Below are 25,476 nucleotides of genomic sequence, written 5' to 3'. Positions count from 1 at the left end.
GATTTTCCGGGAAAAATCGCGACCCCAAATATCTTTTTTCTTTGAAAATATCCAAAACCTTGAAATGATATTATATAAACCGCCGCGCATTTACAGATGAAACCACACCCGCATCTAACGCGAAGTATTATGCTTGTCCGTGCTCCATTTAATAAAGATGGATGGGAAAACATACTCCTCTCTGAAGATTGAAAATATCGTCGCCTCCGGCGTAATTGCCGAAGAAATTGATCTTGCAGAGATCTCCGAAAAAATTGACGGGTGTGAACTCAATACAAAACGTTTCCCCGGTGCAGTGTATCGTATCGACAGTCCGAAAATGGCATCGCTGATCTTCTCGTCGGGAAAGGTCGTGCTTACCGGAATCAGAAATGAAGAGTCGCTGGGAGAAGGTCTCGCAAAGGTGCTTGCCTCCCTGAAAGAAGCAGGCGTAAACGTGCTGGATGTCCCGCGGGTCGCCGTGACCAACATAGTCTGTTCCTACGACATCGGTCGGTTTATCAACCTGAACCGTGTGGTCGCAACCCTCTCTCTCGAAGCCATCGAGTATGAACCCGAGCAGTTTCCGGGTCTCGTATACCGTATCAAAGATCCGAAAATCGTTGCACTGCTCTTCTCGTCTGGAAAGATCATCTTAACCGGCGGTAAGAATCTTGACGATGTCAGAAAAGGTCTGGACTTCCTCGAAGAGAGTCTCAAAGACGTCCTGACCGAACAAAAATAATCCTAATACTTTTTTTCCGGCCGTCTTAGTAATGGAAGACGATGTCCCGGCCGTCTTTGACGGACTCGGCATACCGGTTTACATTCTCTTCGATCAGCGTGATGTTGATCGAACCGTGCAGCCGTTTCATGAACTCCTCTTTGAGTTCGTTCGATAAAAGACACCGGGTCGTGACCTCGTATGCTCCGTCAAGACGGCCTTCCGCCGCCATCTGGATAATCACCCGGTCGACCATCGACACGGTCGCAGGCTCCATGAGATCAAGAACGCACCCTCCGCGACCGCCGGGCGCCGAGACGATCTCCCCGTAGAGGGCGCCGCGGGAGAGATCGAGGCCTGCTCCTGTGCAGGCAAGAGCGAAGTTCGCATACAAAACCGCATACCCGTGGGACATCATCACGTTCACCGGATCCATAAACGGCGGCTGGCATCTCCGGCGGTAGCCCAGCACTTTGGGAAGTTTCCTGCCGATGATCTCGTAATACATCGTCTTCGTCAGGGAAAACGCCCGGCCGATTTCCGGAAGGGTGATCAGATACTCCAGTTCCTCACGTGCTGCGGTGAGGATGTCAAACTCCCCTTTGAAGTAGAGACCTTCGGGATCGAACTCGGCAAGCTCGTTGATGTACCGCAGACGTTCATCCAGCGAAGACCTAATCGAGGCCATCGCGAATTTATGGATTGGGATATCCCGCTGCTGAGACGCAAGAGACGGGGCGCCTTTTCCGTAGATCCCGCCGACGGGTTTTCCGTGCGCCGTGAAAAAGGAGACGGCGATCCCGCGGTCCGCGAGGCGTTCCAGGACCGAGGTGTGCAGAGAGTGGCCGCCGGCGATCAAAAGATGCCGCATATCATCCAGAGGATACTGGGTCGTACTGCCTTTCTGCCGCACGATCAGCGAGTCGCGGGTCGATTTGATCTCGGCGCCGTATCCCCAGACGGTGACCCAGGGGATCATGAGAACAGATCATCCTCCAGCGTGTCGCCGTTCAGCTGGACCCGGCATTTTCCGCAGAAGTACTTCCGCTTCCGGTCCAGTTCGTCCAGATTCCGCGGACAATACATGATGCATCCTGGATTATCGCAGTGACCAAGCCCGAACAGGTGCCCGATCTCGTGAGCTCCTTCTTTTACGATCCGATCAATCAGCGCCGAGTCGTCGGCATATTTGCCGTAGAACTCGTTTTGGAGCCGGTGCGGCGAAACGATCGCCACCCCGAGTTTCGGGTAGGCAAGACCGAACACAAAGTCCGCGAGAGGTTCGTAGAGATCGCCCGGCGTCACGAGAAGGATCTTTTCGTGCAGATGATTGAATTTATTGTAGAATTCCAGGTCCATATCGGCCGGCTTGAAGATCTGGGGCATTCTTCTCCGGAACATGTCCAGTTTTAAAAGAACCTTCACGGCATCATACTGGTTTCGGACCGGGTCGAAGCCCTCGAGCGGAAAAATGCCGTCGTCTATCCTCGAGACGGGCATCTCGAGAACCGCGGACAGCTCCTCGGAAACCGGACGCGACAGGCCGACAGGAACGCGGCTGTCCCAAAAAAGATGTATCCCCATTTGTATAGGTATTTCTTTGTGCAAAGCGATAAATGTACCTTATTCTATGAGAAACGGCATCGAGACGGCGGTCGGTCGGTATATCGCGGCGAATTACCGCTCGGCAGTAGAGGTGGGCTTTGGCGGGAAAACGACGGCCGCAGAGATCGTGCAGAATGCAGGCATCCCGGTGCTCTGCACGGACGTGCACGCATACGCCGAAGGCCCGGTTCCCTCGGTTGTTGACGACTGTGTCGAGCCGACGATCTCACTTTATCAGGCGGCGGGCGTGATCTACGCGATCCGTCCGGGGACGGAGATCGTTCCTGCGCTGATCGAGCTTGCGACTCGCATAAACGCCGACCTGATCGTCTATCATCTTGGCTTCGAGCTGTACGAAAACGGCGGAGAACGGATCGTGACGGACGGCGTTATGCTGCACCGATATGTGAAGGCTCACCAGGAGTGAGCATAGCCCCGCTTTTCGACAGGCTCCCCGTCGCACCAGACCCCTTTTTCCCCGACGACCTTACCGATAACGGTGTACTCCGCATCGAGGGCCGGTAAACGCTCCCGCGATATGCAGAAAAGGAGACCAAAGTCCCCGCCGCCGTAGAGATAATACTCCCGTGCGGACCCTGCCCGGACGTCCGGGAGATTGAATTTTGCCGATTCGAGCGCGAATCCGACGTTGGACGCCTCCGACATATCAAAAAGAGAGATCGAAAGACCATCTGAGACGTCCATCATCGAGGACGCGCCGGCGGCGGCGATTTTCTGCCCGGCTTTTACCTGCGGGATCGGGGTGAGCAGATTTTTCCGGTAGCGTTCATCGCCTTCGAGTGCCGCCATGGCAAGCCCCGGTGTTCCCGTGATACAGACGAGATCGCCGGCACGGGCACCGGACCGCCGGCAGTAGTGCGTTTTTTCCACGATCCCAAAACCCGTTGTCACAACGGTGAGTTCGATATGACTGTCGATATCCCCGCCGGAAACCTTCGCGCCGAAGGTTTTTGCGCAGGAAACGGCGCCTTCCATAAAGGGAACAAGCCGGGATGGATCGTCCAGACCGACGGCAACAAGGAGCTGGACGGGTTTTGCCCCGCAGCTCGCGATATCCGAAAGCGTGACGGCGGCGCTCATCCAGCCTTTTTCGAATTCGGTCATGCCTTTCGGGAAGTCGGTCGTCTCGTGCAGCATGTCGGTGCTGGAGACGAGGATCCTGCCGTCCAAGAGGTCGAAGGCGGCGCAGTCGTCCGCCGTCTCGTCTTCGCCGATCAGATGACGGATCGAGTCAAGAAGGGAACGGTCGTCCATTATTTTTTCAGCTCCTTTTTGCGTTCTTCGCGGTACTCGGAGAGGACGCCAAAGAGGATCTTCTCCGCGGATCCGTTCTCAGGCTTCTTGGAGGATGCGGGTTTTTTCGGGGTTTCCTTTTTCGGCGCCGGTTTTGGCACCGGGGCCGGAGCCGGCTTTGGAACCGGCTTCGCTACGGGTTTTGCTGCGGGCTTTACCACGGGTTTTTCTGCCGGAGCAGGTTTTTCCACAGGCGGGGCAGCGGGTTTTGGTCTGAAAACCGTGGCCGGTTTTTCAGGAACCGGAGGTGACGCCGGCGTCTCGGGTTTTGCCCGGTCCACCTCGAACACCAGCGTCGGGTCGATCCCTTTCTCCAGGACATCTTTGACCCGCTCAACCTGATACTCCTTCACCATCCCGTGAATCTCACCGATCTTCTTCTCGTTCTTGTAGACATCCTGCGTCGTCTTCCAGTCGGCAAGGGCCGCCTCGAACGCGGCCGAGTCCACCACGCCGATCTTTCCTTTTACGCGGGGTGAAAGGTTCGCTCCGTCCAGGATCGGGATGTCCGCTTCTCTAAACTCCTCGATAAGATGCTGGCTTTTTGCCCGCTGATACGTCAGCCGCGGCAGGATCACCGCCCCGATCTTCGCCTCCGCAAGATCGCGGATCACCGTCTTACCCCAGCCGTCGATCGTGAGGACATACAGGATATCCTCCTCGCCGACCCCCATCTCGTCGTCCAGCGTCTTCACATGATCCTTCGCAAGCAGCAGGAGGACTTTCAGCGCCGTGCAGCCGTCGCCTGCCTGCAGAGAGATGTAATGCTTCATCCGCTCGAGTCTGGTCCGAAGCGTCTTACTGCGGCGCTCTTCTTTCCTGAGAGCCTTTTTCACCTGGGCGAGTTCCGTGTCGCGGGAGGTGATCGCTTCAGTTGAGAGCATCTCCGCGTTCCTCTCTTCCCGTTCGAAAACAAGCCGTTTCTGCAGGGCTGCGATCGCCTTGTCCTTCACCTCGACTTCTTCGGATAAACTTCCAGCGAGTTTACGAAGTTTCGCGACGGTCTCTTCGAGCCGGGCGATGCGTTCGTCCTTTTCGTCGGGGACGAACTCTTCCACAATGACCTCCGGCTCTTCGGGCAGAATTTCCGGATGCTTCAGGGTTTCGAGGATCTGCTCGAGGGAGAGGCCGCGGATGATCCCAGCCCTGACCATGTCGATGTCGGTTCCCGGGGGCATGCGTTTCTGGACCGACTCGAACTTGTTCGCATAACTCCGGTAAGCCATTACCGCGGCCGAGAGAGAGTCGCGTTCGTGATCGTTCCCGAAGTCGTAGCCTTCGGCAAGATCATACTTCTCTTTGATCAGCACATCCTTCGCCGGAGTCCAGGCCACGGCGGAGAAGGCCCGTCTGACTTTTTCCACCCCGAACGGCATCTCGGCCTTGTCGGTCGCGATCAAAACAGGTCTTCCGACCGCAGTGATTGCCGCGATGATCTCGGCCTGACCAAGAGCCCGGGTGCTGGAGAGATGGACCAGGTCGCCGTCGAGATTGAGGGCGGCGATCCCGACGGTAGTGCCCGGGTCGATGCCGACGATCAAGTAGGGCGGCCGCTTTGAGATAGGGAGGAAATCGGGAGCCTCCTTTCTCGTGCCGGCGACCCGGACGGAAACTCCGGCCGATGTCTTCGAGGACGCGGGGACCTCGTGACGGGGAGCGGTGACGCTGAATTCCACGATCCGCTCGCCCCGAAACGACCGGGAGATCGACGAGGAAAACATGAGACCGTTTGCAAGGAGGCCGGCCTCGATCTCGCGGGAGATCGACATCAGAGACCCCTGCATGTGCCGGATGTACCGGTTCTGGTGCGTGCGGATCGGCGGGCGGGCTCTCGACACGGTGATGGTCGTGACCCCTTCGAAGGTCCTGATCTCGTATCCGCCTCCAAACGAGGCGATGAGACCCGAGATCTTGGCCTGTTCCATAGGGTTGGAGGCGTCGAAGCGGAGGTTGTATCGCTCGGCGAGTTTCGGGAGAGGGGCGGATTTTGCCCCGATGCAGGCGATGAGAACGAGCTTCGTGCCAAAGGGCAGGGCTTCTGTCAGGGTAAAAAGGGAGCGTGTGTCGGGGGCGATCTCCCGGAGCGAGGCAAAGGCGACGATCTCCGGCTTCTCGGCATTGATGAGATGGAGGAGATGCTGGAGGGTGATGCTGCGTTCTTCGGACTCGATCCTTTTGTCGACTACCCGGACGAGGGAGTAGAGGCCGCCCGGCGAGGAATGAGCGGAACCCGTGATCTTGTCGATGCCGAATACGAGATTCATGGCTTTGTTACGAAAGCGACCGCCTCTTCGAGGTCGTAGTTTGTCTGGTATTTCTTTGCGAAGTAGGTGATGACGTTTTCAAGGTCGTGCCGGAGGACGGCGTCGGCGTTCTGATGGGTGGGCGGGATCCACTGGGGCCAGTCGATGAGCCAGACGGTTTCCCCGTCGGTCATGATGTTGTATTCGGAGAGGTCTCCGTGGATGAATCCTGCGGCGTAGGCTTTTTGAACTTCGTCGAGGATCTGCCGGTAGATGGTGTCGGGGTCTTCGAGGACGCAGCGGATGAGGTTGGCGCCCGGGACCTGGGACATGACGATGACGTGCCGGTTGATGTCGATCGGGACCGGGACGCTGACTTTGCCGTTTAAGGCTTTGAGCGCTTCGTATTCCCGTTCGGCGGATTTTGCGGAGGCGAATATCCAGGGGCAGTGTCCTTCTCCGGGCATGTATTCGCGGTTGGTTTTGAGAGTCTGGAAGGATCTCTGGCCGACTTTGTGGAGTTTGAGGATGACGATGCCGAAACCAAGCGCTTCGTAGATCTCGGATTCTTTGCCGACGCCGACCATGCAGCCAAGGGCGGAGATGGTCTTTTTGCCGGCGAGGTCGGATAAAGCGAGGGCGTCGTAGCCGGCAAAGACGAGGGCGTAGCCTTTGTAGGGGACGGAGTCGGATCGGACGAGGTCACGGTGGATGAGGTTGCCGAGACGATATTTGAGTTCGGGAGGGGAGAGTTTGACGGCGGCACGGAGGTCGTCTTCGGGGACCCAGCGGTATCGTTTCATCATCCGCTCGAGGGCGTGAAGGATGCGTATTTCGTATTTATGGAGAGATTTTATGATGTCTGCATCAATGGGCATTGGTGATATAGGTTTGGCGGTGATGGGACAAATAGATGATTGAGCGGGCCGTCCCTTTAGAGGCGGCCTTAGCTGAGCAAATCTTTGATTTGCGACCAAGTCGTCAGACTTGCGAGCGGGCGGCGGGGACCTTTAGGTCCCTCAGTTGAGCAAATCTTTGATTTGCGACCGGGCGGCGTCAGCCGTCAGGCTCGACCTCAGCAGAGCAAACCGATAGACGTGCGACCAAATCATTGATTTGCGAGGTAGACCGTATTTATTGGAAGAGAAAACTCGGCTGAGTTAAGTTTTTGGATGGGACTTGCAAGTGAGCTACTTGAAGGGCGACCAAAGCATGAGTAAGTGATTTGGATTTCTAACCACAAGTCACATATCCCCAGATTATTTCAGAAAAGGAGTTAATTGTTACGTATTGACGGAAATGAATGTGACAAACGACACACAGTGGAAGAAGAACACGAATGCAAAACAACATTTATTCAATAGATTCTAATGCTGTGAAAAAAGGAAAATCCAATGCCTTCAGCCGGAATTGAACCGGCGACAACCAGATCTTCAGTCTGGCGCTCTCCCGACTGAGCTATAAAGGCTCTTGCGTAACTAATGTTAGTATGAGAACTATTTATAATAATCTGATTGACTCTCTCAAACAGCTTATCCATTCCAAAAACGTAGTACTACACAATGGTCAAGAGCGCCAATACAAAAAACGGAACCAATAAACAGACCCTTCAGGAAAAAATCGTCGGGCGAACCACAAATATCGTCCATCTAACGCACAACGATTTGGACGCCGCGGGGTCGGACGCGATCTGCAGGATGGCGTTCGGCAATGAAATTTTTACGCTCTTCTCGTCCGTCGGCCGGTTCGGCTGGTTTCTCGCGCAGGTCGGCGGGTGCAACGGGAAAGGAGACACGCTGATAATCAGCGATCTCGGATATCAGAATGGCATCGAGGATCAGATACGAAAAGCCCATGCCGCCGGCTGGGTCATCCTGTGGTATGACCACCACAAATGGACCGAGCCTGAGAAAAAACGTGTCCAGCCTTTCGTCCAGACCCTCATCGTGGACACAACGAAATGTGCGACCGGCGTTGTTGCCTCGGTCTTAGCCAAAGATAACCAAAGCGCACGCGAGGTCGCAGGCGTCGTCTGCGATTACGATCTCTGGAAACACCAGGATCCGCGGTCTGCAAAACTCGGGATCGTCACCTCGAAACAGGAAAACCTCAGACTCGTCAGGGACAAACTCACACAAGGCATCATCATCGACGACGAAGTATCCCGCATCTTTGAAAAAATCGAGCACGACAAAAACAAGTGCATGAAAAAAAGCATCAAGGCTGCAAAAATATTCCGGGGAAAATACACCATTGCAGTTATGCCCTCCTACGGATATCCAAGCGAGACCTCGGCCGAAGCACGCAGGCAGCTTGGTACCGACATCGAACTCCTCGTCTTCGACACAGGAAAATTCTCTCTGCGCAGCGTTCCTGAAATCAGCCATCTCATCGCGAGAGAGTTCGGGGGAGGAGGACACCCCAACGCATCCGGCGGGAGTTTCAACTACACCTGGAAAGAAAAATGGATGCTCAAGCTCTTCAAAAAAGTTTCCCAGAAAGACAAATTCATTGCTGCGGCAGAGAAACTCTGACCGCACGCTTTTTTTATCACCCGCCCAATACTAGCTTATGACCAATCTGGCCGAAAGCATCCAAATTAATTACGGAATTTGCACGACCTGCGGAGCCTGCGTCAAAGCATGCCCAAACAACATCATTCAGCGTGACGACGACGCCTCGCCGATCGTTCATCCCGGCCCGGAGTGCATATCCTGCGGGCACTGTATCGCGATCTGCCCAAGCGGCGCCATGACGATTCCACAAGAGACGGAAAAGGCAGGATTCGCCGACGCTGCGATCCTTGCACGCCACCTCAGATCGCGCCGGTCGATCCGTCTCTGGAAAGACAGCCCAGTTACGAAAGAAGAGTGCGAAGAACTGATTAGAATCACCGCTCATGCACCATCGGGCTGTAATATCCACCCGGTCAAATGGGTCGTCGTGAATGAGCCCGCAAAAGTGAAGGCATTCGTCGCGGCTTCAGCCGAACTCCTGAGGCAGGTTCCAAAGGATAACCGCATGTACGGTCTTGCTGCCGGAATGCTGAGAAAACTGGATGCAGGAAACGACATTCTCTGCAGAAACGCACCGGCGCTTCTTATCGCAGTCGCAAATCCCAAAGAAGATTTAGGTCTTGTGGACAGTATTATCTCTCTGACCTATGCGGATGTCTATGCCCCTTCGATCGGGCTTGGGACCTGCTGGGCAGGATTTGTGATGATCCTTCTGGGCGTTTTCCCCCCGCTTGAAAAAATTCTCGGCATTCCGGAAGGATACAAAGCGCAGTTCGCCCTACTTGCAGGACATCCGCAGTATGCATTCACGCAGATTCCGCCTAGAGATATGCCGGAAATCTTCTGGACGTAAAAAAAGATTAGAGGGTCATAAGCAAACGGGGCAGCTCGAGAGCAAGCCAGGGATTTGCCTTGAATATTGCAATCACAAGAGATTTCACCGTGATCTCATCAAGAGAAAGATCGCTCATAGAATGGACGATGGAGTTGAACTTTGCATCATCCATTTTGATGAACGACTCTTTTACCGCATAATTTCTCGCCAGTGCATGACCAAGAGGGCCTTCACGCCAGGTATTATCATAGACCATCAATGCCTTTTTGGAGGTGTCGCCTTTTTTCAGGGCTGCTGCAGCGACTTCGCCAGCAAGCTTTCCGGTGTACATGGCATTGTAGATTCCTCCGCCGGTGATCGGATCGGAAAGACGGGCTGCGTCACCAACGATGATTAGATTGTCGGCAACCGTACAGTCCAGTGGTTTACAAACCGAAACACCACCTACGATAAGCTCGGTGACCTTTCCGTTCGGGAATTCGCGGGCAATGAACCGGTCGAGGTAATCTTTGGCACGGTGGCCTTCGCCGGATTTCGTACCGGCAATGCCGATACCGACATTGGCACATCTGTGTCCTTTAGGGAAAACCCAGATGTATCCCCATGGAGCGTCCGTATATGAAAAATAAAACAGATTGGCACGCTCATCGATATCGATATCGTTGACGATGTACTGGGCGCAGGTTTCAAGCTCGGCCAGAGGGACGGTTGTATTGATGCCGGCCCACTTGGCAAACTTCGACTCGACACCGTCGGCTGCAATAATTACTTTTGCCCGAACCTCGTAGGTTTTTCCATGCTGGTGGATCACGGCTCCGGACACTTTGCCGTCGATCATGATCGGGGCAGAGGCACGTGCGTGAACCTGAATTTCAGCTCCTGCCTCGGCTGCCTGCCAGACAAGTTCACGGTCGAACACTTTTCTGTCGAGAACGTAGCCTACTTTTCCTCCGGAATGACTGTCGCCGATCGTGAACTTCGTTCCATCCGGCCCGATCAAAACGGCTTTGTCGAGATCGGCAGCGATCCACTTCGGGTCGGGTTCGATAAACTCAGCCAGTGCTTCCTTGCCGATACCCTCTGCACAGCGGACGGGTGCCCCGATCGCCGGGCGTTTTTCGACGAGGAGAACGGACAATCCCTGTTCAGCGGCAGCTTTTGCTGCAAGAGCTCCTCCCGGACCCCCGCCGACAACTAAAACATCGTATGCTTCCTTCATTGTTCCTCCTGTTCGATTGCCCCAAGCGGGCAAACGGTCTGACAAATCTTACATTTGTTTTTACAGAGGGTCTCATCAACGGTCAGATAGGCATCGATGAGTTCGAGGGCCCCTCTCGGACACACGGAGACACACGCCCCGCAGTACCCGCAGACATCTCGTCGAATATGAATCATCGTCTTAATAATTTGTTTCAGCCGCTTAATAGTTTGCTCTGCGGGAACCTTATATTTCAGCCGCTCGAACTAGTAAGTATGGATGCGGATGAAAAAACCAAACCGAGCGTGATGTATATTATCTTGATGATCGTGGCGATCGCCTGCGTAATTTACGGCGTCTACGGATGGGTCACCGGTCAGTGGTAAAAAAAGGAGATTTATTTTTTCGAGCCGGGCGCGGCAGTTACCTTTAACACGGCTTCTGCGAGCTCCTCAATTCTTTCGACCGGGAAACCGGCAACCATTTCGTCATCTGCAATGCCGGAGAATTTCCGGGAACCGTCGCAGCCGAGAGAGAAGTTCGGCTCTCCGTTCTGATAGACATACGCCGTCGCATCGGAACAAACCGACTGGATACCGGCAAATTCGGGGTAGAGACGACCGCCGAGCCTATAGAGAGACGCCTGCGCAAGTTTCAGCATTGCAAACGGATTAGCGAAGATGATCACGACATCCGGAACGAAGGTCGCTTTTTCCAAAGGTGCATAGACGGTGGCATAGGTGTCCTGCGGGAGAGCCGGGACATTGAACACCGTTCTTTTGCTCGCGCCGAGTGAGCTGTACTTTCCAAGTTTAAAGTAATGCTCTCCCGACTCCATTGACTCGCCGATCTCGCGCAGACCAAGGACCCATGCTCCGCCGCCGCACTGATGCTTGGAATCAGGCGCGTAGAAGACTTTTCCCTGACGTGCAAGAGAGACCATCCCACAGTGACGAACAGTTTCTTCGATCTCCGGGACGCCTGCTGGAAGCTTGTCCGGCGATGAGACCAGTTTTACCGCGACCGGAGACCCCACGAGGTGGAGGGTTTCCTTGAGGGTTGCCGAGATTTTTGCATAATCTGTCATAACGTAAAATTGGTCATGCGATTATTTAATAGCGCTCATAGAAGACGTAATTTCTGCTCGACCTTGTCGAAAAATCCTCTGCCCACATCTACAAAGAGAGCCGGATCGGGGGATTTTCGAATAAGCAACGTGGCATTTTCGCCGATTTCGTACTGATCCTGTCCGTCAATCACCAGAAGCGCGGGTTTGACGGAGACGAGACGTATCTCGACTTCGCTGTTCGAGTTGATCAGATACGGGCGGGATGAAAGCATGTAGGGCGCAAGCGGGACGAGAAGCATGGCCTCGATCGTCGAGTCGACGATCGGACCGCCGGCGCTCATCGCATAGGCGGTAGAACCGGTCGGCGTCCCAATGATGAGACCGTCGGCACGGAACTCGTCGATCTGTCTGCCGTTGACGAAGACAGCAAACTTCAGAATTTTTGCCGGGCGCGAGGTCACGATGACCGCCTCGTTGAGGGCCGAACCAACGGACCTTCCGTTGAATTCGATGGATATCCGCATGCGGGGATCCAGCGGGAGCGGCAGGGAGAGGGATGTCAGGATCTCTTCAGCTTTGTCCCGTTCGATATCCGTCAGGAATCCAACCTGACCCTGATTGATCCCGACAACAGGAACCTGATGATCCAGCATTCTGATGGTCCGAAGAACACTCCCGTCGCCGCCGAGAACAACGATCAGATCGGCTGAAAAATCTTTGGAAAGGGATACCGGGGCATACCCCAGTTCAGCGGCGACCGACTGTTCATATACGACATCATGTCCCTGATCGCGGAGCATCCACCCAAGGGACTGGGCAAGTTCGACCGGTTCTTTCAGATCGATCCGGGATACGATACAGATTTTCATTGCAGCCTCATGATATCTGAAACTAATTTATGTATTGCTGGAGTTGCTGCGAGAAGCCTTCTACCGGAACGGACGTCGTCCGGAAAAGATACCGGAGACCCGTCTGGTGAGGTTACGATCCCGCCGGCCTCCTCGCAGATGAACATGCCCGCTGCGGCGTCGGTAATTCGAAGAGTGTTTCTGAGATCCAGAAATCCTTCGATCCTCCCGCAGGCGACATAGCAGAGTTCAAGCGCCGATGCACCGAATTTTCTTCCCCTTCGGGCACGAAGACCTTTCTCCAGAAGAGAGATGAGTTCGGGAGACCTAGCATAAATGCTCATCGCAGAAACGTTCAGTTCGGTTTTTTTCGATACGCGAATGGGTTTTCCATTCAGGAATGCACCTTTCCCGCGGACCGCCGTGAAAGTTTCGCCGTTTGCGAGATTTCGAACATACCCGGCGACCATCTTCCCGCCGTCGGAAAGGCCGATGGACAGGGCATAAAAGGGGATGCCAACACCGGCATTGAACGATCCGTCCACCGGATCAAGATACGCGAGACCCGACTCCCCGCCGATATCCTGAACCATACCTGCCTCTTCCGAAAGAAGGGCACGGCAGACTTTGCGTGATCGAAACACTGCGAGAATGATATCCTCGGCAATTTTGTCAAGGCGTTCGGTCGGCGTATTATCCGCACCCATACAGAGCTCTTCAGCACCATACTCTGTCCCAATCAGAGGAGCAAGCGCTTCCTCGACCATGGGAGCAACTTTGTCGCAAACAAAAAGAAACTCTGTCGGATCCATACTTATTAGTTGTATTGGTGGGATATCCACATGAATTCTTGCCTATGGATGAGTGCCGTAACACTCATAAGCAATCACCTCCCATACTTAGAGAGATATACTATGAAGGAACAGACTGAAGTTGGAAAACTGAAAGAAGGTCGTTACGTTGTCGTTGACGATGAGCCATGCAAGATCCAGAGCATCTCCATCTCCAAACCGGGAAAACACGGAGCAGCAAAGGCAAGATTAGATGTTGTCGGTCTCTTTGATGGACAGAAACGCTCGGTTGTCTCCCCGACCTCGGCAACCGTCTATGCACCGATAGTTGAGAGAAAGACCGGACAGATCTTAACGATTGCAGGAAACGTTGTCACGTTCATGGATATGAAAGACTTCAATAACTTTGAACTTATTGTAGAGGATGAACACATTCTGGCAACCTTCCAGCCGGCTCAGGAAGTTCCCTACATCGAGTCACTCGGCAAGCGTAAGCTTGACCTCTAAGACTGCACAATAATCCTATATGCAGTCTTTCTCTAACACTCTTTTTGCTGATGCTGAAAGCGAATATTCAGATGCATCATATGGGATATTTGGCGTTCCCTTCGATGGGACAACCTCTTTTAAAGCAGGATGCAGAGATGCGCCTGCAGCGATACGTCAGGCATCATACAATATCGAGACGTACAATCCCTATTACGACATAGAGCTTCCCGACATTCCGTTTCATGATATGGGCGATATTTATGCAGAATGTCTGCCCGACCTCGTTGTCGCCCAGGTTGAGGATGTTGTTCTCGATCTGATGAAAGACGGGAAGATCCCGATAATGATTGGTGGAGAACATTCGATAACGATCGGTGCCGTCAGAGCTCTTTCTCCATCCTGGTATGTTGTCTGTGATGCCCACCTTGATATGCAGGATGAATACCGAGGATCCCCTTATAATCACGACTGCGTAACCGCACGCGTGAGCGAGATCACGCCAAATATCATCATTCTTGGGGCACGAAGCGGATCACGAGACGAGTTCTTACTTGCCAAGGAGAAGTATCATCTGTATACGGCTGATGATATCAAGGATCGGGGCATTGGGACAGTGTTGAATGAGATTAAAGCGCTGATAGGGGATGCAGATCTGTATCTTTCTATCGACGCGGATTCGATTGACTGCTGCCTGACTCCCGGCCTTGGCACACCGGAACCATTCGGGCTTACTCCAAGAGAGGTGCGGGAGGTTGTAAGAGCTCTTGCCAAAAATGCCGTTGGATTTGATTATGTGGAGGTGCTTCCAAACGATGCTGGTCAAACCGCGATGGTTGCAGCCCATATCATCCGCGAGTTCATTGCAGGTCACGCCTGCAAATCTAAATGAACCTTGGTTTCATCCCTAACCATCATCAATTTGCTTTTTTGTAGGTGAATGCATTTAGCCTTAAAACGCAGCTTACAGCTAAAAAAGGAGGGAGTATTTAGGCCTGAACAAAGTTCAGGAGTTCTTTTCCATTTTCATCAGTGATGATTAAGTGTGCGTCAACGATCGAGTAGCCGGCAGACATTGTAAGCGCATGGAAGAATGCTGACTCGGCCTGCATCTGTTCCTCGGTTCCCGCCATCATTGTAGAGATGATATCATCGCCAATGGAAAGGGTGTGTCCAGAGGTTGTGTAGGACCCGCCGTAGATGTTAACCGGTGCCTGACCTCCAAATGAACCATTGGGGTTGAATGTAACGGTGACATTGTTATCGGAGGCAAGGAGCCACTTCCCGACTATTGCCGGGATTTCTTTGAAAGTTAGGATGGTATTTCCGGCGTTGTCTGATATGATAAGCGAACCGTCAGTTATTTTATATGCGGCTGCATTGGCAAGGGCAGCATAATATTTCTGCTCCTGTTCCATCAAATCAGCAGGACCGGCCATCTTGGTTGATCCAAGACCGCTGATGTTGAGTTTTCCATCCTGACCCATGGTGATTTTACCAAAGTAGTTATTTACCCCGCTGTTTCCGGAGATGGTGGAGCCGGCAATCTCAAGGGTGATGTCCCCGATGATTGACGTGTTGTCACTACCGATACCTGTGAGAACCCAGTTTCCTTCGAGAGATTCGCTATCAGGACTGATACATCCTGCAGCAAATATTACAGCCCCAATTATTACAAGAGCTGAGAACACGAGTGTTGTGTGCTTCATACATTATTATTAGATGTCAGAGACTATAAGTATGGCTTTAACTACAAATTTTTTACCAGTTATTATAGACTGATTTTAACATATATTTTGATTTTTTACACTTTTCTTTAGAACACAGACCTACATGTTGGCGCAGACATAATGAAAGATATGTTAATATCCAAGAATTACCAAACAAATTGTTTGTATGACCTCTAAAACGGATGAAATCGTTGGTACATGGCATGCAGATCAGGAATATTACGATCATGGGACCTACTTTAATCTGAAATACGTTTTCGCTTTGGATGGTACGGTTACTGAGTTCTGGTATGATGTCAATGATGGAACACTCCAGAAGCAGTTTGATTTGATTTGGGAAAAGGACAGCGACGGCGAGTATACGCTCAATGATGGAAAAGATTTTCGCAAGTATACAATTTCCAATGACAATCTCTGCGATGTAGATTTTTCCCTGTATTATCACCGCGGATAGCATTCTTTCTTTTTTTATTTTCCTCTTTCGTCCCGATGTATGCGGGATACGTTACCGTATCCTGATAAAACATGACGGAAAACAAAAACCATACTACAAACGCAAAAAGCTTACGCTCAATACAAAAAACACACTAAACATTTCAAAAGAATAAGGGGGGTGCAGCGTTGACAACTTCCCGAGAATTCGCATATCTCAGTACAATAGCCGACGTAAGAGAGCTTAACTGCCGGGTTCGGAATGGGTCCGGGTGGAACCTCTCTGCTATGGCCGCATGATCCCCCAAGCCAAGTTCCCGATTTGAACGGGAGTAGAGTTGCTCTGCAGGCAACCGCGTGGCCGCTCCGCCAACTTGGCACAGTAATCTGGCATAATATATAAGCAGTTACTGTTTATAAAGGATATACTTTTAGGTTTTGCATTCGGATAACGTCTGGGCACAGCGGATACTGCAATATATGCCGGTAGTAGACAGGCTCTCTAAAAGAACAAAGGCACATTGTTTCATGATGCCGACGTCCATCTACCACTGCATTCCATTGAAGTAACCAATCATCCATTGTGTAATCATCGAGGCATACCAGTTCATTAAGAATCTGGATTTGAGCGTTAGTACTTGCGGACTAAACACGTCGTTACCTTCGTGCGTACATCCCAAGCCTATTAACCCGGTCTTTTACCGGTGCTCTATAACGAAATCTCTTTTCAAGCGAAGTTTCAAACTTAGATGCTTTCAGTTTTTATCTCGTGCCACGTAGCTGCTCGGCACTGCCTTATCAGACAACCGATACACCAGAGGTGACGAATGAAAGTTCCTCTCGTACTATTTCATTCTTGCTCTCAGATTTCGAACACTCCCATCAGATAGTAACCGACCTGTCTCACGACGGTCTGAACCCAGCTCACGATCCCCTTTAATAGGCGAACAACCTCACCCTTGGCTGCTGCTGCACAGCCAGGATGGAAAGAACCGACATCGAGGTAGCAAGCCGCCGGGTCGATATGTGCTCTTGCCGGCGACGACTCTGTTATCCCCAGGGTAGCTTTTCTGTAGTCAATAGCCCTCACCAAAAAGGCGTATTGGTTCGTTAGACCCGTGTTTCCACTCGTGATTTCTTGCTATGCGAAATCACGTCAAGCCAACTTATGCTCTTGACACTCTCCTGTGAGTTGCTGACTCACATGAGTTGACCATAGGGCACCCTTGATATTTTTTCGAGGGTGTGGCGCCCCACCCAAACTGCCTACCTACCGATGTCCTCATCATGAAAGATGAGTGAGAATTACAGCAGAACAAGGATAGTGTCTCAACTGTGGCTCCACTCATACCGGAATATGAGCATTAACACCTACTATCTACGCTGCGCATGTAATACCGTAAGTCAACGACAGGCTGCAGTAAAGCTCCATGGGGTCTTCACTTCCCGATGGGAGTCCCTTGCCTCTGCACAAGGATAAAAGGTTCAACGGATTTGCGGTAGGGACAGTAGAGCCCTTATTAATCCATTCATGCAAGTCGCCAATTAAGCGACAAGGTACTACGCTACCTTAAGAGGGTCATAGTTACCCCCGCCGTTTACGGGTCCTTCGTCCGATTGTAATCAGTGTTCAGATACCCGCACTGGGCAGGATTCACAGACTATACTAGTCCTTACGGAGTTGCAGTCTGCTATGTTGTTGTTAGACAGTTAGAGCTCCCTGGTCACTGCGACCTGCCTAATCACTAGGCAGGCACTCCTTGTTCCGAAGGTACGGAGCCATTTTGCCGAGTTCCCTTACCACAAATAATTCCGACACGCCTGAGTCTTTTCAACTAGGGGCACCTGTGTCGGTTCTCGGTACGGACATTGCGTTACCTTTTCACGGGCACCAGGTGTTTACACACTTACGCCATCACGCTTTCACTCAATTCTCACCATTACGGTACTCCAAGAGTTTATACGATTGGACGGGACGACGGTCCCGCTATGCATAACCCGATGCGTCAGTATATTAACGCACGGTACAGGAATATTAACCTGTTTCCCTTTTGCTGCATGCAACTTATGATGCAGCTTAGGACCGACTAACCCTCGGCTGACGAACATTGCCGAGGAAACCTAGCCCCTTCGGCGGAATGGATTCTCACCATTCTTTGCTTCTACTACTGCCAAAATTCTCATTCCTATACGGTCCACAGGAACTTACACCCCTGCTTCAGCCCATACAGGACGCCTCTCTACTCGATCACGTTCAAAAACGTGCGCCATGGTATCTGCAGTAGGCTTGAGCCCCGTCCATTTTCTGCGCCCTAAATCTTGACTGGTAAGCTGTTACGCACTTTTTAAAGGATAGCTGCTTCTGAGCTCACCTTCCAGTTGTCTTTGACCTAGGACTTCATTCAGTGTTGACACTTAGCCTACATTGGGGGGCATTAACCATGGTCTGGGTTGTCTCCCTTACGGACTACAAGCTTACCCCGTAGCCCGGACTGCCCGACGTCTACAAAGATAGGGAGTTTGGAGTTTTACAGGAAAGCGAGGAATTTCTTCCCCGGGATTTCCAATAGGTGCTCTACCTCACTATCATTCTCGGTCGAGGTCATGCTTAGACATGTTTCGAGAGGAACCAGCTGACACCCGGTTCGATGAATCTTTCACTCCTATACCCAAGTCACGCGAATGATTTGCATATCAATACCGCATGCGGTCCTCCACGCACCTTTCGGCACGCTTCAACCTGCTCAGGCATAGATCACCAGGTTTCAGGTCGTATCCCGTTGACTCCACGCACTATTAGTACGCCGCGCCAGGTAAACTACGCGCTTGTCGCTTTCGCTGCGGCTGCCCTTCCGGTTAACCTCGCCAGCGGAATACACTCTTTGGCCCGTTCTTCAAAACGTAAGTTACGACGTCGGCAACCAATCTCATACTACCGCCTCGCGACGGGTTCTTTCGATCGGAAGATCCTTGCACGCCGTAACACACGATCACCGGTTAGTTTCAGGCACTTTTCATTTCCTTTTCAGGGATACTTTTCAGTTTTCGCTCACGCTACTATTTCGCTATCGGTTTTGAGGAGTATTTAGTCTTGGAGGTTAGGTGACCCCCATATTCACGTGGGAATTCCAACCCGCGCTACTCAGGACACTTCTAAGCTGTGTTTACCACCACGTACGGGACTGTCACCCTCTAAGGTAAGCCATTCCAAGCTACTTTCATTAGATAAACACATACTACAACGAAGGCCATACACTACATGTCCCTTGCGGGATTCAGTTTAGACTATTACGGGTTCGATCGCCTCTACTAACGTAATCTCAATTGATTTCTCTTCCTCCCCCTACTGAGATGTTTCACTTCGGGGGGTTCCCCATCCTTACGGATTCACGATAAATCGTGGGGAGGTCCTATTAGGGGATCCCCGGATCACAGACTCCTTGCGTCTTCCCGGGGCATTTCGCTGCTTGGCACGCCCTTCATCAGCTCTCAAACCGAACCATTCACTAACCGGCATAAGAACCAGGTTCTTTGTTCTTCGATGTTCCAAAGCTAGGAACATCGAAGGGTATGTCGATGATTGTTTTTGATGATTGTTTGTTACAACAATGTATTATTTGTGGTAAATGGAATATGCAGCATCATGCTTATGTGCTGTTGCCAGGGTCCCTTTGTCTCTCTTAAAGTGTGTCGATACCGACAAATATACTTTCAGTAAAGAAAGGTTCCGCTGATACCCATTTAACGTCCAAATGCAAAACCTATACACAGCCTCAAAGAGTCAATGACTCTCGGCCCTTCCCCGGTAACTCGCGTTTCCGGGTGCATTGGTAACCGCAACCGGTGACAGAAATTCTGTCACAGCCGGTTACGGAGTGGACGCGTGGGGATTTGAACCCCAGGCCTCGGCGTTGCAAACGCCGCGCTCTTCCAGCTGAGCTACGCGCCCCTCACACATTATATTCAGTCGTTTGTTAGATACTGTTTAACAAACCATACAGCGTGAGTATGATATTGATGTGTTGGAATTGTGGCGATTGTACGGTTCATTGAAATGACCATGCTAATTCTGTCATACAGGTTGTGTTTGGATCATTCTTTAGGAGGTGATCCAGCCGCAGATTCCCCTACGGCTACCTTGTTACGACTTAACCCTCCTCACGGAACCTAGATTCGACCCCGGCAAAGACCAGGGACTCATCCAAACCCCACTAGGATGGTTTGACGGGCGGTGTGTGCAAGGAGCAGGGACGTATTCACCGCGCTATAGTGAAACGCGATTACTACAGATTCCAGATTCATGCGGGTGAGTTGCAACCCGCAATCCTAACTAAGGGCGGGGTTCGGAGATTGACTGCACCTTTCGGTGTTGTTACCCATTGTCCCGTCCATTGTAGCCCGCGTGTAGCCCGGATAATTCGGGGCATGCTGACCTACCGTTGCCCATTCCTTCCTCCCCTTTAGCAGAGGCGGTCCCGACAATGTCCCCAGCCATCCGGAGATGCTGCTGGCAATTGTCGGCGTGGGTCTCGCTCGTTGCCTGACTTAACAGGATGCTTCACAGTACGAACTGACGACGGCCATGCACCTCCTCTCAGCTAGTCATGTAAAACCTTCAGATTGACAATCATTCAGCTGTCTTATCCGGTGAGATGTCCGGCGTTGAATCCAATTAAACCGCAGGCTCCACCTGTTGTGGTGCTCCCCCGCCAATTCCTTTAAGTTTCAGCCTTGCGACCGTACTTCCCAGGTGGTGCGTTTCACGATTTCTCTTCGGCGCATCAGTAACACGTGGTTACCGACACACCTAACGCACATTGTTTACGGCTGGGACTACCGGGGTATCTAATCCCGTTTGCTCCCCCAGCTTTCGTCCCTCACTGTCGAAGCTGTTCTGGTAAACTGCCTTCGCCATAGGTCGTCCCTCGAGGATTACAAGATTTCACTCCTACCCCCGAAGTACGGTTTACCTCTCCCAGTTCCAAGACTGCCGGTATCTCTTAGACGCCTTCACGTTGAGCGCGAAGATTTCCCAAGAGACCTAACAGTCAAGCTACGGACGCTTTAAACCCAGTAATAGTGGCCATCACTCGAGCAGCCGGTATTACCGCGGCGGCTGGCACCGGTCTTGCCCTGCCCTTTCTTCACATATGATTTAGATATATGAACAGCCTGCATCGACAGGCACTCAGGGTTTCCTTATCACGATTGCTCGCATTGTAAAGTTTGCGCGCCTGCTGCGCCCCGTAGGGCCTGGATTCATGTCTCAGAATCCATCTCCGGGATCTTGCTCCCACAACCCGTACCGATAAAAGGCTTGGTGGGCCGTTACCCCGCCAACAACCTAATCGGACGCAGTCCCATCCTAAGGCGACGGATCTTTCGAGGATATACCATTCCAGGACATATCCACTATGGAGCATTAGCCCCAGTTTCCCGGGAGTATTCTCCACCTTAGGGCAGGTTAACCACGTGTTACTGAGCAGTATGCCGAGGTCTTACACCTCTCGACTCGCATGGCTTAGTCAAACCCTGATAGCAATGGCCTCTGGCAGGATCAACCAGAATTACTATTTTTTACTTTTCTTTCTTATAGGCACACAGTTGTTGTTTCTACGACATAATCACAAAAACACAACCGTATGAAAGGAATCAGCGGTCATTTCAATGAATGTCCGCATCGCCACAATTCCAACGTCAGGACCAACAATCACTCCGGCATCAACCGGATGATTCGCGTTTTGTCCTCCACTTAAACAGCTCTACCATATTCGCATCAGATGCTTATATAGTCTTCGAACCGAACGCCCGGAACACAGGCAAACAACGTGCCTGCGTCCCAAGGCCCAGTTCGCGAGCCTTGCGAGGTAACATAGTTACCCCCAATCACTTATAAACCCACCGAAACAGTGAGGCGGCGTCCGGGAAAAATTCCCGGATTGTGTCGCTCAGAGATCAGTTGACTTGTGAGGTAATAATGTTAGCCAATCAGGCATATAAACTAAACGGAATGAGGTCGATAGCAAGACCAGAAATATCATTATCTAGAACCACGCAGAAGAAAATAAGAAAAATAAAACATAGGACAATATCTCCGTGCCAGAAAATGAAATAACCCTTAGCGAAGTCCGTTCATGGAATACAACCGAAATCGTCGACCTTTATAGAACCGGAGGGTGGTGGGACATGGGATGGAGCACAGACCGCATCGCGCAGATACTGGAGGGAAGTTTCATCTTCATAATTGCCCACGACACGCAGAATCGCGCAGTTGGAATGGGACGCATCATCGCTGACGGAACGGCAGACGGATACATTCAGGACGTGGTCGTCTTTCCCGAATATCGCGGACGCGGGATTGGAGAGCGCATAGCTGCGACGCTTCGACGCCTGGGATCAGCGCACGGCCTTACCTGGATCGGACTCATCTCCGCACCCCAAAAAGAATCGATCTACCTCAGAGCAGGCTTCTCTGAAATGAAAAACTACACCCCGATGCTCTTTGAAAATGAAAAAAATTGATTTCAAAAAAATAACGCTCGCCGACAAACCACTTATCGAAGACTACTTCCGGCGATTTCCCCAGTACCACTCGGAACATAACTTTCTCACCCTCCTCTGCTGGGAGCATTACTCTCATTGCGAATATGCCGTGATAAATGATCACCTGATCCTTTCCAACATGACCTGCGGACAATGCACATGTCATGCACCAATCGGTGAATTTGACCCGGCATTATTCGAAGAACTTCTACAGTACACCAAAAAACATACAGGAGACTGCGCCGTTACCTTCCATGAAGACAAATATCTCCCATACATGAAACTGTATCATCCCGAAACACCAGTATATCAATCACGCGGCTGCAGCGATTATTATTACAGAACAAAAGAACTTGCAGAACTTGCCGGACAAAAATACCTCAACATCCGTAAACAGATCAACCAATTCAACACCAAATATCAGTACACCGTGGATCCAATCACCCCGGAAAGCATTCCCGAGATTCATGAGATGCTCGATAAATGGAGCGACGCCAAAAACACCGAGGTGAACTCAGTTCTCAATGAAGAAGTGGGAGCAGCGCACGCAGCATTGAACCAATGGGATGAACTCGGATGTGAAGGGCTGATCATCCGCATCCTTCCCAAAAACAAAATAGGGGCTGTTGCCATTTGGGGGGAGATGAATAACGAGACTGCTGTCATCCATTTTGAGAAAGGCATATCTCAGTATAAGGGCATCTATAAAGTCATCAATCAGGAGACCGCTAAAGCACTCTTGGGAAAATACAGCTGGATAAACCGCGAGTCCGACATGGATGTCCCCGGACTCCGCGAGGCAAAACTTCGGTATCATCCGGAAAAATGTGCGAAGATCTGGTACATCAAACGAAAAGAGATACTTTGATAGCCGCTTCAACAACCATCTGAAAAAATGCACAGATACCGGTGGACCCCACAGATATTATTAGCCAGACGGCACATGTATAAAGCGGATGAACCTGTTGTTTGAACTCTCCGGAGAGAACCAGCCTCTGGCAGTTGCCGAGATCTCCTGTGCGGGTAATGTGACCCGCACGGAAAACGGCATTGCCATAGCTGACGTAAATGATCCGGAAAGAACGACACGGCTCGCACAGACGCATGTAGTCATGCGTCTCCTTGGAGAATGCGATGCATCAAAGGAAGACCTTGAAAGGCTCCTTGACCATCTCGCGCTCACGGCCCCCGGCAGATTCTGCTGTCGGGTAAGAAAGATTCATCCTGTCACCGTCAATGCATCCCAACTGGAACTCGAGCGCATGATGGGACAAAAAATTCACGGGACTGTTGACCTGAACACTCCCGATGTAGAATATCGTGCCGTCTTTACCAACGGCAGATGCTTCTTTGGAGAAGTCCTGCACACCATAGACCGCGGATCTTACGCCTACCGAAACCCTCAGAGAAGAGCATTTTTCCATCCAGGCGTCATGATGCCCCTTATGGCACGAACCATGGTCAATCTGACCCATGTCGAGCCGGGAGAGAAATTGTGCGACCCGTTCTGCGGAACCGGAGGCATGCTCCTTGAATGTGAAATGATGGGGATTGATGCGGTCGGGAGCGACTACGACCCCGAGATGCTTATCGGATGCAAACAGAATCTGCCGAACGGAGCCTGCATCCGGGCCGATGCAACAAAGATGCCCTATCCAGACGAAGCGTTCGACGCGATCGCAACCGACCTGCCGTACGGTCAGTCAACTACCATCGGAGCCGAAAGCATCGATACCTTGTACACGGAATCACTTAAGGAAATCAGGCGTGTTCTGAAACAAGGGGGCAGGGCAGTCATCGTGACTCATAAAGACATCAGACCTCTGGCAAAAGATCTCTTTGAAATCGTTGGTTACTACGAACAGAGGGTGCATAAAAGTCTCACGCGAAGGATACTCGTCCTCGCATAAAATAAAAGTATGAAACAAACAAGCGGAGAGTTGTAATGCTCTCGTGGATTAGTGAGCAGTTCAGCCACTACAAGCCTGACCGGGCAATCGCAGTGAGAGCTTTGCGTCACATGCGTCCGGCAGAACGCAAAAACCTTTTTTCGGACGACATCATGCTGATGCGGACTGCCGAAGGATACTGGTTTGAGAATCTCATATACGAACAGCTCATCAGAATTGCGGAAAAAACCGACACCATCAAAAAAATTGTGAGAAAAGGAGCCGACGTCCCAAAACACCGTGAAAAAATCAGACTCGGCGTCAACGGAATATACTCTGCGGAAAAAGGCGACATCAGGGTCAGAGGGAACGGACAGGATCTGGCAGAGGTGGATCTTCTTCTCTTCAATAAAGACAAGCAGGTCGTCTTCAGCGAGATTGTGACGAGCCCGGCTGATCTCAAAGATCTTGAAGCAGAGATCATTTATAAGAAAAAACTGTTCGGATACATGTTCAATCAGGAACATGTGGGCTTCATTCTTTTCTCTTCTGTCGATATCTCCGGAACACAAGTCGTGAGAAGGCTCGTCGCAGATCCTGATAACGTATACATCGGGACTCATGAATGCGAGGTCATGAAATCCTGTCTCAAAGGTCTTAGAATAACATCAATCCAAAAACAACCGGAAAAAAACCCGGTACTCATCCCAAGTGAGACATTAAAAATACGGGACTTCGATTATAAAAAACTCCACGACGACGCACTCACCAAACTGTTTTTTGCGATGGATCACAATCTGACGCCGGATCAGTACTTCTCGGACCCATCCGTCTCCCCCCTCGTAAAAAAAGTAATCTGCGGAGGTCTGTATCCTTCGGCGATCAAAGCATTGGTTGCAAATTACGGTCTTCGTGTCAAATCGGAGGTTCTTGATGCCGAATCTCTTCTGGAAAACTATACAAGAGTGATTCTCGCGGTTGATTTTCCAGAAATGTCTCCCGTGATTTATCTCAAACCAAAGAAGCAGCGCACGTATCTGAAGATGGTTCCTTCAAAGACGGGCGGATTCAAATACGAACGCCCCACTCCGTCAAGAGTTGGATTCTATTTATGGCTCGAGGCCACCAAACCGGCAATCGGAGCGGAACGGGCACTTACGGTCTTGGAATACTGCAATACCCCTCTCAAAGACAGGATTGTCGAACCCGCGGCCCAATTACCAGACGGTATTGTTCCCAAACATCAGTATCGCCCAAGAAGAAAACACAAGTAA

Annotated in this window: 22 protein-coding genes, 3 tRNA genes and 3 rRNA genes; 11 read left to right on the top strand and 17 right to left on the bottom strand. The window is 51.4% G+C overall.

The window, feature by feature from the left end:
• The first annotated feature begins 157 nt into the window (after window positions 1-157).
• Complete coding sequence (locus MLAB_RS02335; protein ID WP_011832817.1) at window positions 158-724, top strand: TATA-box-binding protein; 567 nt, start codon at window positions 158-160, stop codon at window positions 722-724.
• 25 nt (window positions 725-749) lie between these two features.
• On the opposite strand, the gene cas1 is transcribed toward MLAB_RS02335, so the two are convergent.
• Together cas1 and MLAB_RS02325 are read right to left on the bottom strand one after the other, a co-directional pair.
• A complete protein-coding gene (gene cas1, locus MLAB_RS02330) occupies window positions 750-1,682 on the bottom strand; it encodes a CRISPR-associated endonuclease Cas1 (RefSeq protein WP_011832816.1) in 933 nt (310 codons plus the stop codon).
• On the bottom strand, window positions 1,679-2,287 hold the full coding sequence (locus MLAB_RS02325; RefSeq protein ID WP_011832815.1) for an archaemetzincin family Zn-dependent metalloprotease: 609 nt from the start codon (window positions 2,285-2,287) through the stop codon (window positions 1,679-1,681). The genes cas1 and MLAB_RS02325 overlap by 4 nt, the downstream gene beginning before the upstream one ends.
• A gap of 46 nt (window positions 2,288-2,333) precedes the next feature.
• On the opposite strand from MLAB_RS02325, the gene MLAB_RS02320 reads away from it, so the two are divergent.
• Entirely contained in the window at window positions 2,334-2,735 is a 402-nt protein-coding gene (locus MLAB_RS02320; protein ID WP_048061976.1) for a UPF0146 family protein, read from the top strand.
• On the opposite strand, the gene thiL is transcribed toward MLAB_RS02320, so the two are convergent.
• The 4 genes from thiL to MLAB_RS02300 form a co-directional block, all read right to left on the bottom strand.
• The gene (gene thiL / locus MLAB_RS02315) at window positions 2,723-3,583 is read right to left on the bottom strand and encodes a thiamine-phosphate kinase (protein ID WP_011832813.1); all 861 of its coding nucleotides are present in this window, start codon (window positions 3,581-3,583) and stop codon (window positions 2,723-2,725) included. The two genes, MLAB_RS02320 and thiL, sit on opposite strands and share 13 nt — an antisense overlap.
• Window positions 3,583-5,886: a DUF460 domain-containing protein gene (locus tag MLAB_RS02310; RefSeq protein ID WP_011832812.1), complete on the bottom strand. Its 2,304-nt coding sequence runs from the start codon at window positions 5,884-5,886 to the stop codon at window positions 3,583-3,585. The genes thiL and MLAB_RS02310 overlap by 1 nt, the downstream gene beginning before the upstream one ends.
• On the bottom strand, window positions 5,883-6,743 hold the full coding sequence (locus tag MLAB_RS02305) for an RIO1 family regulatory kinase/ATPase domain-containing protein (protein WP_011832811.1): 861 nt from the start codon (window positions 6,741-6,743) through the stop codon (window positions 5,883-5,885). Before MLAB_RS02305 ends, MLAB_RS02310 begins: the two co-directional genes overlap by 4 nt.
• Window positions 6,744-7,260: 517 nt before the next feature.
• Window positions 7,261-7,333: transfer RNA gene (locus MLAB_RS02300), tRNA-Phe, on the bottom strand.
• Window positions 7,334-7,427: 94 nt separating this feature from the next.
• Between MLAB_RS02300 and MLAB_RS02295 the strand changes: the two genes are divergently transcribed.
• Window positions 7,428-8,399, top strand: a complete 972-nt coding sequence (locus MLAB_RS02295) for a DHH family phosphoesterase (protein ID WP_011832810.1) — start codon at window positions 7,428-7,430, stop codon at window positions 8,397-8,399.
• A 37-nt stretch (window positions 8,400-8,436) separates the two neighbouring features.
• A complete protein-coding gene (locus tag MLAB_RS02290; protein ID WP_011832809.1) occupies window positions 8,437-9,234 on the top strand; it encodes a nitroreductase family protein in 798 nt (265 codons plus the stop codon).
• A gap of 7 nt (window positions 9,235-9,241) precedes the next feature.
• Here MLAB_RS02290 and MLAB_RS02285 read toward each other — a convergent pair whose 3' ends face one another.
• The 5 genes from MLAB_RS02285 to MLAB_RS02265 all read right to left on the bottom strand — a co-directional run bounded on the left by MLAB_RS02285 (window position 9,242) and on the right by MLAB_RS02265 (window position 13,143).
• A complete protein-coding gene (locus tag MLAB_RS02285; protein ID WP_011832808.1) occupies window positions 9,242-10,435 on the bottom strand; it encodes an NAD(P)/FAD-dependent oxidoreductase in 1,194 nt (397 codons plus the stop codon).
• Window positions 10,432-10,611, bottom strand: a complete 180-nt coding sequence (locus MLAB_RS02280) for a 4Fe-4S binding protein (protein ID WP_011832807.1) — start codon at window positions 10,609-10,611, stop codon at window positions 10,432-10,434. The genes MLAB_RS02285 and MLAB_RS02280 overlap by 4 nt, the downstream gene beginning before the upstream one ends.
• Window positions 10,612-10,811: 200 nt before the next feature.
• Entirely contained in the window at window positions 10,812-11,501 is a 690-nt protein-coding gene (locus MLAB_RS02275) for a DUF169 domain-containing protein (protein ID WP_011832806.1), read from the bottom strand.
• 35 nt (window positions 11,502-11,536) lie between these two features.
• Window positions 11,537-12,352, bottom strand: a complete 816-nt coding sequence (locus tag MLAB_RS02270; protein WP_011832805.1) for an NAD(+)/NADH kinase — start codon at window positions 12,350-12,352, stop codon at window positions 11,537-11,539.
• A complete protein-coding gene (locus MLAB_RS02265) occupies window positions 12,349-13,143 on the bottom strand; it encodes a bifunctional fructose-bisphosphatase/inositol-phosphate phosphatase (RefSeq protein ID WP_011832804.1) in 795 nt (264 codons plus the stop codon). The genes MLAB_RS02270 and MLAB_RS02265 overlap by 4 nt, the downstream gene beginning before the upstream one ends.
• Before the next feature lie 102 nt (window positions 13,144-13,245).
• Here MLAB_RS02265 and MLAB_RS02260 point away from each other — a divergent pair, with 102 nt between their 5' ends.
• Together MLAB_RS02260 and speB are read left to right on the top strand one after the other, a co-directional pair.
• Window positions 13,246-13,629 (top strand): translation initiation factor IF-5A, encoded by a 384-nt coding sequence (locus MLAB_RS02260; RefSeq protein WP_048061975.1) that lies wholly within the window; start codon window positions 13,246-13,248, stop codon window positions 13,627-13,629.
• A 19-nt stretch (window positions 13,630-13,648) separates the two neighbouring features.
• A complete protein-coding gene (gene speB, locus MLAB_RS02255; RefSeq protein WP_011832802.1) occupies window positions 13,649-14,500 on the top strand; it encodes an agmatinase in 852 nt (283 codons plus the stop codon).
• A 97-nt stretch (window positions 14,501-14,597) separates the two neighbouring features.
• Here the strand turns inward: speB and MLAB_RS02250 are convergent, their stop codons facing one another.
• Entirely contained in the window at window positions 14,598-15,317 is a 720-nt protein-coding gene (locus MLAB_RS02250) for an META domain-containing protein (protein ID WP_011832801.1), read from the bottom strand.
• 187 nt (window positions 15,318-15,504) lie between these two features.
• Here MLAB_RS02250 and MLAB_RS02245 point away from each other — a divergent pair, with 187 nt between their 5' ends.
• Window positions 15,505-15,792 carry a hypothetical protein gene (locus tag MLAB_RS02245; RefSeq protein ID WP_011832800.1) on the top strand — a complete coding sequence of 96 codons (288 nt, stop codon included), beginning with the start codon at window positions 15,505-15,507 and terminating at the stop codon, window positions 15,790-15,792.
• 156 nt (window positions 15,793-15,948) lie between these two features.
• On the opposite strand, the gene rrf is transcribed toward MLAB_RS02245, so the two are convergent.
• The 5 genes from rrf to MLAB_RS02225 all read right to left on the bottom strand — a co-directional run bounded on the left by rrf (window position 15,949) and on the right by MLAB_RS02225 (window position 21,338).
• A 5S ribosomal RNA gene (gene rrf, locus MLAB_RS02240) occupies window positions 15,949-16,070 on the bottom strand.
• Between the two features lie 7 nt (window positions 16,071-16,077).
• Window positions 16,078-16,149 (bottom strand) — tRNA-Cys (locus tag MLAB_RS09765).
• Window positions 16,150-16,383: 234 nt separating this feature from the next.
• Window positions 16,384-19,301, bottom strand: a 23S ribosomal RNA gene (locus MLAB_RS02235).
• A gap of 345 nt (window positions 19,302-19,646) precedes the next feature.
• Window positions 19,647-19,719, bottom strand: a tRNA-Ala gene (locus tag MLAB_RS02230).
• A 152-nt stretch (window positions 19,720-19,871) separates the two neighbouring features.
• Window positions 19,872-21,338: ribosomal RNA gene (locus MLAB_RS02225) — 16S ribosomal RNA — on the bottom strand.
• The 16S, 23S and 5S rRNA genes sit together here with 2 tRNA genes alongside, the layout of an rRNA operon.
• Window positions 21,339-21,956: 618 nt before the next feature.
• Between MLAB_RS02225 and MLAB_RS02220 the strand changes: the two genes are divergently transcribed.
• The 4 genes from MLAB_RS02220 (at window position 21,957) to MLAB_RS02205 (ending at window position 25,476) form a co-directional block, all read left to right on the top strand.
• Window positions 21,957-22,292: a GNAT family N-acetyltransferase gene (locus MLAB_RS02220; protein WP_011832799.1), complete on the top strand. Its 336-nt coding sequence runs from the start codon at window positions 21,957-21,959 to the stop codon at window positions 22,290-22,292.
• Entirely contained in the window at window positions 22,279-23,181 is a 903-nt protein-coding gene (locus tag MLAB_RS02215; RefSeq protein WP_011832798.1) for a DUF2156 domain-containing protein, read from the top strand. The genes MLAB_RS02220 and MLAB_RS02215 overlap by 14 nt, the downstream gene beginning before the upstream one ends.
• 88 nt (window positions 23,182-23,269) lie before the next feature.
• On the top strand, window positions 23,270-24,223 hold the full coding sequence (locus MLAB_RS02210; protein WP_011832797.1) for a methyltransferase domain-containing protein: 954 nt from the start codon (window positions 23,270-23,272) through the stop codon (window positions 24,221-24,223).
• Between the two features lie 35 nt (window positions 24,224-24,258).
• Entirely contained in the window at window positions 24,259-25,476 is a 1,218-nt protein-coding gene (locus MLAB_RS02205) for a hypothetical protein (RefSeq protein ID WP_011832796.1), read from the top strand.

It is taken from the genome of Methanocorpusculum labreanum Z, assembly GCF_000015765.1.
Taxonomy (GTDB): domain Archaea; phylum Halobacteriota; class Methanomicrobia; order Methanomicrobiales; family Methanocorpusculaceae; genus Methanocorpusculum; species Methanocorpusculum labreanum.
Note: the sequence above shows the minus strand (reverse complement) of the source record. Positions and strands in the feature narration are given on the sequence as shown.

Bases quoted from the DNA above. Each gene is read 5' to 3' on its own strand.
- speB (WP_011832802.1), top strand. From the start codon at position 13,649: ATGCAGTCTTTCTCTAACACTCTTTTTGCTGATGCTGAAAGCGAATAT.
- MLAB_RS02285 (WP_011832808.1), bottom strand. From the start codon at position 10,435: ATGAAGGAAGCATACGATGTTTTAGTTGTCGGCGGGGGTCCGGGAGGA.
- MLAB_RS02275 (WP_011832806.1), bottom strand. From the start codon at position 11,501: ATGACAGATTATGCAAAAATCTCGGCAACCCTCAAGGAAACCCTCCAC.
- MLAB_RS02310 (WP_011832812.1), bottom strand. From the start codon at position 5,886: ATGAATCTCGTATTCGGCATCGACAAGATCACGGGTTCCGCTCATTCC.
- MLAB_RS02290 (WP_011832809.1), top strand. From the start codon at position 8,437: ATGACCAATCTGGCCGAAAGCATCCAAATTAATTACGGAATTTGCACG.
- MLAB_RS02205 (WP_011832796.1), top strand. From the start codon at position 24,259: ATGCTCTCGTGGATTAGTGAGCAGTTCAGCCACTACAAGCCTGACCGG.
- MLAB_RS02335 (WP_011832817.1), top strand. From the start codon at position 158: ATGGATGGGAAAACATACTCCTCTCTGAAGATTGAAAATATCGTCGCC.
- MLAB_RS02325 (WP_011832815.1), bottom strand. From the start codon at position 2,287: ATGGGGATACATCTTTTTTGGGACAGCCGCGTTCCTGTCGGCCTGTCG.
- MLAB_RS02265 (WP_011832804.1), bottom strand. From the start codon at position 13,143: ATGGATCCGACAGAGTTTCTTTTTGTTTGCGACAAAGTTGCTCCCATG.
- MLAB_RS02260 (WP_048061975.1), top strand. From the start codon at position 13,246: ATGAAGGAACAGACTGAAGTTGGAAAACTGAAAGAAGGTCGTTACGTT.
- MLAB_RS02250 (WP_011832801.1), bottom strand. From the start codon at position 15,317: ATGAAGCACACAACACTCGTGTTCTCAGCTCTTGTAATAATTGGGGCT.
- thiL (WP_011832813.1), bottom strand. From the start codon at position 3,583: ATGGACGACCGTTCCCTTCTTGACTCGATCCGTCATCTGATCGGCGAA.
- cas1 (WP_011832816.1), bottom strand. From the start codon at position 1,682: ATGATCCCCTGGGTCACCGTCTGGGGATACGGCGCCGAGATCAAATCG.
- MLAB_RS02210 (WP_011832797.1), top strand. From the start codon at position 23,270: ATGAACCTGTTGTTTGAACTCTCCGGAGAGAACCAGCCTCTGGCAGTT.
- MLAB_RS02245 (WP_011832800.1), top strand. From the start codon at position 15,505: ATGACCTCTAAAACGGATGAAATCGTTGGTACATGGCATGCAGATCAG.
- MLAB_RS02280 (WP_011832807.1), bottom strand. From the start codon at position 10,611: ATGATTCATATTCGACGAGATGTCTGCGGGTACTGCGGGGCGTGTGTC.
- MLAB_RS02215 (WP_011832798.1), top strand. From the start codon at position 22,279: ATGAAAAAAATTGATTTCAAAAAAATAACGCTCGCCGACAAACCACTT.
- MLAB_RS02295 (WP_011832810.1), top strand. From the start codon at position 7,428: ATGGTCAAGAGCGCCAATACAAAAAACGGAACCAATAAACAGACCCTT.
- MLAB_RS02305 (WP_011832811.1), bottom strand. From the start codon at position 6,743: ATGCCCATTGATGCAGACATCATAAAATCTCTCCATAAATACGAAATA.
- MLAB_RS02320 (WP_048061976.1), top strand. From the start codon at position 2,334: ATGAGAAACGGCATCGAGACGGCGGTCGGTCGGTATATCGCGGCGAAT.
- MLAB_RS02270 (WP_011832805.1), bottom strand. From the start codon at position 12,352: ATGAAAATCTGTATCGTATCCCGGATCGATCTGAAAGAACCGGTCGAA.
- MLAB_RS02220 (WP_011832799.1), top strand. From the start codon at position 21,957: ATGGGATGGAGCACAGACCGCATCGCGCAGATACTGGAGGGAAGTTTC.